Annotated in this window: 6 protein-coding genes; 4 read left to right on the top strand and 2 right to left on the bottom strand. The window is 70.5% G+C overall.

Annotated elements, in window-relative coordinates:
- Positions 1-1,442: S9 family peptidase (locus B4M60_RS03650; RefSeq protein WP_291080380.1), on the bottom strand; the 1,442-nt coding region annotated here is incomplete at its 3' end.
- A 166-nt stretch (positions 1,443-1,608) separates the two neighbouring features.
- Between B4M60_RS03650 and B4M60_RS03655 the strand changes: the two genes are divergently transcribed.
- Together B4M60_RS03655 and lpdA are read left to right on the top strand one after the other, a co-directional pair.
- Positions 1,609-1,764, top strand: coding sequence for a hypothetical protein (locus B4M60_RS03655; RefSeq protein ID WP_291080382.1), 156 nt, complete (start codon positions 1,609-1,611; stop codon positions 1,762-1,764).
- Positions 1,765-1,889: 125 nt separating this feature from the next.
- On the top strand, positions 1,890-3,284 hold the full coding sequence (gene lpdA, locus B4M60_RS03660) for a dihydrolipoyl dehydrogenase (RefSeq protein WP_291080384.1): 1,395 nt from the start codon (positions 1,890-1,892) through the stop codon (positions 3,282-3,284).
- An 80-nt stretch (positions 3,285-3,364) separates the two neighbouring features.
- Here lpdA and B4M60_RS03665 read toward each other — a convergent pair whose 3' ends face one another.
- Positions 3,365-4,138 carry a hypothetical protein gene (locus B4M60_RS03665; protein WP_291080386.1) on the bottom strand — a complete coding sequence of 258 codons (774 nt, stop codon included), beginning with the start codon at positions 4,136-4,138 and terminating at the stop codon, positions 3,365-3,367.
- Between the two features lie 227 nt (positions 4,139-4,365).
- Here B4M60_RS03665 and B4M60_RS03670 point away from each other — a divergent pair, with 227 nt between their 5' ends.
- Both B4M60_RS03670 and B4M60_RS03675 read left to right on the top strand, forming a co-directional pair.
- Positions 4,366-5,094, top strand: coding sequence for an HAD family hydrolase (locus tag B4M60_RS03670; RefSeq protein WP_291080388.1), 729 nt, complete (start codon positions 4,366-4,368; stop codon positions 5,092-5,094).
- Positions 5,091-7,595 carry a glycoside hydrolase family 65 protein gene (locus B4M60_RS03675; RefSeq protein WP_291080389.1) on the top strand — a complete coding sequence of 835 codons (2,505 nt, stop codon included), beginning with the start codon at positions 5,091-5,093 and terminating at the stop codon, positions 7,593-7,595. The genes B4M60_RS03670 and B4M60_RS03675 overlap by 4 nt, the downstream gene beginning before the upstream one ends.
- Positions 7,596-7,638: the final 43 nt, after the last annotated feature.

Consider the following 7,638-nt stretch of genomic DNA (forward strand, 5'->3'; position numbering starts at 1 on the left):
GGCCGCGGGCCCGGCCCGCCGGGTCCGCGCATCACGGTGTACGGCACCTCGGTGCCGTCGTCGCTGACCGCCGTGTGCCGGGTGACCTCGATCCCGGTGGCGTCGAAGCGGTGCGGGGTCGAGCCGAGGGTCTGGTTGGAGCCGTCGGCGCGGAGCAGGACCAGGGAGGGCGGGACGACCGGGCCGGAGACGGCGAGCACGGCATCGTCGGGGTGGGGGCGCTCGGCGGCCGGGCCCGCACCGGCGACGCCCGCCCACGCGAGTCGATCGCAGGACAGCACGTCCACCGAGACGTGCTCGGGCAGGCCCCTCACGGGCAGCGGCTCCCACGGACCGTCGGCGGTGTCGGGGATCGCGAACGCCTCGAGGCGCGACTCCGTGTCGTCGAGGATCGTCAGCAGGAGCCGGCCCCGACCCCATGTCACGTCCTCGACGGTGGTGGACGGGGTGGGCGCGAACAGGACCGCCGGCTCGGGGAGCCGGCCGGCGTCGGCGTCGACCGCGGCCCACGGGACCACGAGCACCGAGCCGCCCGGGTAGGTCCGCCCCGCGGCGCCGAGGTCGGTCCGGGGGCGCAGCAGCAGCCAGTCGCCGCAGGAGTCCACCCGGCAGTCCTCGGGAACGGGCAGCCTGAACGGGGCGTCGACCGTGGGGTCGGCGCCGAGGGGCCAGGACCACTCCTCGGAGGTGTGGAAGTCGGGCGCCCGGCTGGCGGTGACGCGCCCGGTGACAGGGTCGTGGGAGGCGCCCACGGCGACGTCGTCCGTCCGGCCGGAGAAGAGCTCGGGGGCGTCCACCGGATCGGTGCCCCGGCGCCACAGGCGGACCACGCGGGCGTACCCGGACTCGGTCGCGTCGGAGCCGTCGGGATCCAGGGGGGCGGCCAGCAGGACCGTGTCGCGGTCGACCCAGGACACCGAGCACTTGGCCTCCGCCAACCGGAATCCCCCCTCGGCCCGGGGGACGAAGCGCCGGGAGGCCAGGTCGAACTCGCGGATCTCCACGGCGTCCGCGCCCCCACGGGACAGCCGGATCAGCACGCGGTCGTCCGACGGGCGCCGGACAACGGTGCCCGAGTAGACCCAGTTCACGTCCTCCTCGGCGGCGAGGGCGTCCACGTCCAGGAGCGTCTCCCAGGCCGGGTGGTCCACGGCGGGGGCGCCCTGTGCGAGCACCGACCACGGCACCCGGCGCCACAGCCCGCGGGGATGCTCGGCGTCCCGCCACAGGGTGTAGGCGTGGCGGCCCCGCAGGACGGGCCAGGCGATGCGGTCCGTGGCGTCGAGGATCTCCAGGGCGCGGGCGGTCGCGGCGTCGGCGGCCGGCCCGGACGCGAGGTCCGCCACCGTCCGGTCGCTGCGCTCGCGGACCCATGAGAGGGCCTCGGGGGAGTCCACGGACTCCAGGTGGAGGTGGGGGTCGACGTCGGCGGGGGCTGTCATGCCCTCGATGATGCCGTGATCGACGCGACACGTCCGCAGCGGCACCTCTCACGCTCAGGGTCTTGTTACCGGACCGCGTGGTCAGTATCATCAACCGGGCGTCCGGGTCGGTTGACCCGGCCATTCTCGACTAGGTCGGGGATGCACTCGATAAACGGAGATACACATGGCTTCTCTCGAAGAGATCCTCGCCGGCGGTTCCAGCGAGTCCAGCTCCCTCAGCGGCGGCAGTTCCACCACCACCATCACGGATCAGATCGCCGAGGCGATCGGTGGTCTCGTGACCACCGCCCTCAAGTCGGTCCTGGGCAACCTGTCCTGATCCGCCACTGACGCGGTCGACGTCGCCGCCCCCTCCACGCGGAAGGGGGCGGCGATGCTCATTTCGGGTGCGATTCCCGGGTGCATCCCGTGCCGGAGCCGCCCGTTGCGCATACCCTGTGTGTCGTGGCTGACTCTCATTACGACCTCATCGTCCTCGGCGCGGGCCCCGGTGGCTACGTCGCCGCCATCCGCGCCTCGCAGCTCGGCCTCAAGGTGGCCGTCGTCGAGGAGAAGTACTGGGGCGGAGTCTGCCTCAACGTGGGGTGCATCCCCTCCAAGGCCCTGCTGCGCAACGCCGAGTTGGCCAACACCGTGCTGCGCGACGCCAAGACCTTCGGCATCTCCGGCGACGTCTCCTTCGACTACGGCGTCGCCCACGACCGCAGCCGCAAGGTCTCGGCCCAGATCGTCAAGGGCGTCCACTTCCTCATGAAGAAGAACAAGATCACGGAGATCGACGGGTTCGGCACCTTCACCGACGCCAAGACGATCGAGGTGGGCGGCACGGCGTACACGTTCGACAACTGCATCATCGCGACCGGATCCGTGGTCAAGTCGCTGCCCGGGATCGAGTTGAGCGAGAACGTGGTGAGCTACGAGGAGCAGATCCTCTCCCGCGAGCTGCCGGACTCGGTCGTGATCGTGGGGGCCGGCGCGATCGGCATGGAGTTCGCGTACGTCATGGCCAACTACGGCGTCGAGGTCACGATCGTCGAGTACATGGACCGTCTCCTGCCGAACGAGGACGAGGAGGTCTCCAAGGAGATCGCCAAGCACTACAAGAAGCTCGGGGTGAAGCTCCTCACCGGCCACAAGACCACCGCGATCACCGACAAGGGTGACTCCGTGGAGGTCCGGGTGGAGAAGAACGGTGACGAGGGGTCCACGCAGACCCTCACCGTGGACAAGGTGCTCATGGCCGTGGGATTCGCCCCCCGCGTCGAGGGCTTCGGGCTGGAGAACACGGGCGTCGAGCTCACCGATCGCGGCGCCATCGCGATCGACGACACCATGCGGACCAACGTCCCGGGGATCTACGCGCTCGGCGACGTCACCGCCAAGCTGCAGCTGGCCCACGTGGCCGAGGCCCAGGGCGTGGTGGCCGCCGAGACCATGGCGGGTGCCGAGACCCAGACGCTGGGCGACTACCGGATGATGCCGCGTGCCACCTTCTGCCAGCCCCAGGTGGCGTCGTTCGGGCTGACCGAGGCCCAGGCCCGCGACGAGGGTTACGACGTCAAGGTGGGCAAGTTCCCGTTCTCGGCCAACGGGAAGGCCCAGGGGCTGGGGCACGCCGTCGGGTTCGTCAAGGTCGTGGCGGACGGTACGCACGGCGAACTGCTGGGGGCGCACCTCATCGGCCCGGACGTGTCCGAGCTGCTGCCCGAGCTGACCCTCGCGCAGATGTGGGACCTCACCGCGGAGGACGTGGCCCGCAACGTGCACACGCACCCGACCCTGTCCGAGGCGATGAAGGAGGCCCTCGAGGGCGTCGGCGGCCACATGATCAACCTCTAGCGGGATCGCCCTCCGGGGCCCCGACGCCAGAACGCCCCCGGAGCCGGCTCCGGGGGCGTTCTCGCGTGGTCTCGAGCGGGTTACTTCGCGGCGATGATCTTGTTCATCTGCGCCTCGTAGATCTTGTCGAGAGCGGCGTTCGCGGCGGGCAGGACGGGGTCGGCCGCCGCATCGTTGCCGGTGGCCATGTACTCGATGCTGGAGGTGACGCCGCGGGCGAACCCGTGGATGACGATCGCCCGGCTGATGGTCCTGCTGCCGTCGGGCTGGTTGACCAGGAAGTCGCTGGTCACCCGGAAACCCTCGGCGCCCTCGACGGCCGGGGCGTCGGCGACGGTCATGACCAGCTCCACCTCGGGGTTGCTGGCGCTCTTCGAGGTGGTGCAGGCCTCGTAGAGCGAGCGGTCGAGGAACTCGTCCAGCTTCTTCTTGACCAGCCCGATGCCGAACTGGTGCTGCGTCTCGTCCGTCTCGGACTGCTTGTACAGCACCGCCGCGGTGACACCCTCGGTGAGCGCGAAGTTGGAGACGGTCTCCAGGCGGGAGACCTTGTCGCACGCCGGGTTCTCCATGAGCTGACGGCCCTGATCGGCGATCAGCTTGTCGATCGGCTCCCGGAGGACGTCCGGCCCGATCACCCGCACGACGCCCGATCCCGGGGTCTCGCCCTCGCCCAGGATGAGGTCGTTCACCGGTGCCTGCGGCGTGGACTCGTCGACGGCCGCGCTCGTGGTCTGGCCGGGGTCAGCGGAGGCGTCATCGGATTCCGACGAACAGGCGGTGAGCGAGGCCGCCGTCGCCAGAGCCAGGCCGGCGATGGCCACACGGCGGGGGGTGCGGGTACGGAGTCTCATCTCTCTCCTTCTGGTCATGGTCCCTAACATAATGCCACCGCACACCACGGATCTGCGCATCCCGCCCACCCCGGGGCGTCCCGCGGTCGTGGCCGGTACGCGCGCGCGGAGTGTGAGGTGTCCCATAGGAGGGTGGTCCGGGGCGGCCAGATGCGGTGGGTGAGTCTAGCCTTGGTGCGTCATCGGCAAGACAGAGAACGGCCCGGCGCCCGGAAGCAGGACACGACATGGACCATGACGGTGTGGACGCCGTGCTCTTCGACCTCGACGGGGTGATCACCCCGACGGCGGAGAAGCACATGCAGGCGTGGAACCGGATGTTCTCCGCCTACTTCGCCGACCGCGGGATCGACCCCTACTCGGACGAGGACTACTTCCGCTACATCGACGGCAAGCCCCGTGTGGAGGGCATCGCGTCGATGCTCGCCGCGCGCGGGATCGCCCTGCCGGAGGGGGACGACGACGACCCGGCCGACGCGGACACCATCCACGGGCTGGGAATGCGCAAGAACGTGATCTTCCGTGAGCTGCTCGACGAGGGGATCGAGGCCTACCCGGGGTCGGTGGCCTACCTCGACGCCCTCGACGCCGCCGGCATCGCCTCCTGCGTGGTCTCCAGCTCCAAGAACGCCACCGCGGTCCTCGAGGCCGCGGGGCTGCGGGACCGCTTCGAGGTGGTGGTCGACGGGCTGGTCGCCGCCGCCGAGGGCATCCCCGGCAAGCCCCGGCCCGACACCTACCTGCGGGGCGCCGAGCTGCTCGGGGTGCCCGCGGCCCGGTGCGTGGTGATCGAGGACGCCGTCTCCGGCGTGCAGGCCGGTGCCGCCGGCGGGTTCGCCCGGGTGGTGGGCGTGGACCGCGGGGCCGGGCGCGAGGTCCTGCTCGACGAGGGCGCCGACCTCGTCGTCGTCGATCTCTCCGAGCTCATCCCCGGACCGACGGCGACGGGGTCATGAGCCCCGTCACCCCCGGGCGCGGCCCGGTCCACGACACCGTCGGCGAGTCCGTCCCCGGCAACATCCGCACGACCTACGGCGTCAACCTGCGCAGCCACCTCGAGGTCCCGGAGATCAACCGCTCCACGCACCCCGTGGACCCGTGGCGCTGGGTCGAGACCAGCCCCAAGGCCTCCCCGCTCGGGGTGTCCGAGACGCAGTTCTCCGTGGCCAACGGCTACCTGGGGATGCGCGGCAACCCCGAGGAGGGCCGGGACTCCCGCACCCACGGGACCTACGTTAACGGGTTCCACGAGACGTGGCCCATCCAGCACGCCGAGGACGCGTTCGGGCTCGCCCGCGAGGGGCAGACGATGGTCGACGCCCCCGACACCAAGACGATCCGCGTGTACGTGGACGACGAGCCGCTGCGCGTGACCGCCGCCGACCTCGAGCGCTACGAGCGCAGCATCGACTTCCGCGACGGCATCCTGCGCCGCGAGCTGGTGTGGCGGACGCCCGCCGGCAAGAAGGTCGTCATCCGCACCACCCGCATGGTGTCGATGGTGGAGAAGCACCTCGCGGTGATGACCTACGAGATCGAGCTCCCCGACGAGCCGGCACCCGTGGTGATCTCCTCGCAGGTGCTCAACCGGCAGGACGGCGAGGACGAGTACCACTCCGCCGACGCCGGGACGGCAGAGGGCTTCGACCCCCGCCGGTCGGACGGCCTCGAGCACCGGGTGCTCGAGTCGCAGCACTGCGAGGGCCAGCGCGGCTACCAGGTGCACGGGTATCGCTGCGCCAACTCGGGGATGACCATCGGCGTGGCCGTGGACCACCGCGTCGAGACGGAAGACAACGTGGACATGAACACGGTCGTCGACGAGGACGGATCGCGCGTGATCTACCACGCGCACGTGACTCCGGGTCGCGTGTTCCGGCTCACCAAGATGGCGGCCTACCACACGTCCGCGCAGGTCCCGGCCCACGAGCTGGTGGAACGCTGCGCGCGGACCCTCATGCGGGCCCGCGACCGCGGGGTGCAGGACCTGCACCGCACGCAGCGCGACTGGTACGACCACTTCTGGCACCGCGCCGACGTCGAGGTGGAGGGGCCCGCGGAGACCCAGCAGGCCATCCGCTTCAACCTCTTCCAGCTGGCGCAGGCCTCGGCGCGGGCGGAGACGTGCGGGATCGCCGCCAAGGGCGTCACCGGCAGCGGCTACTCCGGCCACTACTTCTGGGACACCGAGACCTACGTCCTGCCGTTCCTCACCTACACGCTGCCGCAGTTCGCGCGCAACGCCCTGCGGTTCCGCTACTCGATGCTGGACAAGGCCCGCGAGCGCGCCCGCTTCCTGTCCGTGAAGGGCGCGCTCTACCCGTGGCGCACCATCAACGGCGAGGAGGCCTCGGCCTACTACGAGGCCGGCACCGCTCAGTACCACATCAACGCGGACATCGCGCACGCCATGGTCAAGTACGTCTGGGCGACCGACGACCAGGAGTTCATGGTCCGCGAGGGCGTGGACGTGCTGGTGGAGACCGCCCGCATGTGGGTCTCGCTCGGGTTCTTCGCCGTCGACGGCCGGTTCCACATCCACGGGGTGACCGGCCCCGACGAGTACACGACCGTCGTGGACAACAACCTCTTCACCAACGCCATGGCCCGGTTCAACCTGGTGGCCGCGGCGATCGCGTGCAAGCGCATCGCCGAGCTGGGCGACGGTCGGTGGGAGGGGATCTGCCGGCGCCTGAAGATCGACAACAGCGAGATCGCCGAATGGAAACGCGCCGCCAAGAACATGGTGATCACCTACGACGAGGCGCTGGGTGTGCACCCGCAGGACCAGGACTTCCTGGCCAAGGAGGTCTGGGACCAGGATCTGGCCGAGCCCCGGCGGCCGCTGCTGCTGCACTTCCACCCGTTGGTGATCTACCGCCACCAGGTGCTCAAGCAGGCCGACGTGGTGTTGGCGATGTTCCTGCGCGGCGACGAGTTCACCGAGGACCAGAAGCGGGCCAACTTCGAGTACTACGACCCGCTCACCACCGGCGACTCCACGCTCTCGGCCGTGGTCCAGTCGATCATCGCCGCCGAGATCGGCTACTGCGAGGAGGCGTTCGAGCATTTCTCCAAGGCGCTCGTGGTGGACCTGGCGGACGTGCACGGCAACGCCGCGGACGGGATCCACGTGGCCTCCGCCGGTGGTGTCTGGTCGGCGCTGGTCAGCGGGTTCGGCGGCATGCGCGACTACCGGGGGGACATCTCCTTCGACCCGCGGGTGCCGGCCGAGTGGGACGCGCTGACGTTCCGGCTGACCGTCCGCGGCACGCACGTGCGGGTCCGCGTAACGCACGAGGAGATCACGCTGGTCAACCTCAACGGCGCGGACTTCGACTGCACCGTGCAGGGGCAGCCGGTCCTGGTGCCGGCGGGGGAGACGGTGACGTTGGGGTTGGACGAGCGGGCCCGCGCCTGCCGGCCGTGCCTGGAGCGCCCGGCACTGCAGGTCTGATCCGCCGCCGCCGCCGCCGCCGGCTTACGCTGCCCCTTCGGCT

Origin of the sequence: Dietzia sp. UBA5065, from assembly GCA_002415925.1 — a bacterium.
Lineage (GTDB): Bacteria > Actinomycetota > Actinomycetes > Mycobacteriales > Mycobacteriaceae > Dietzia.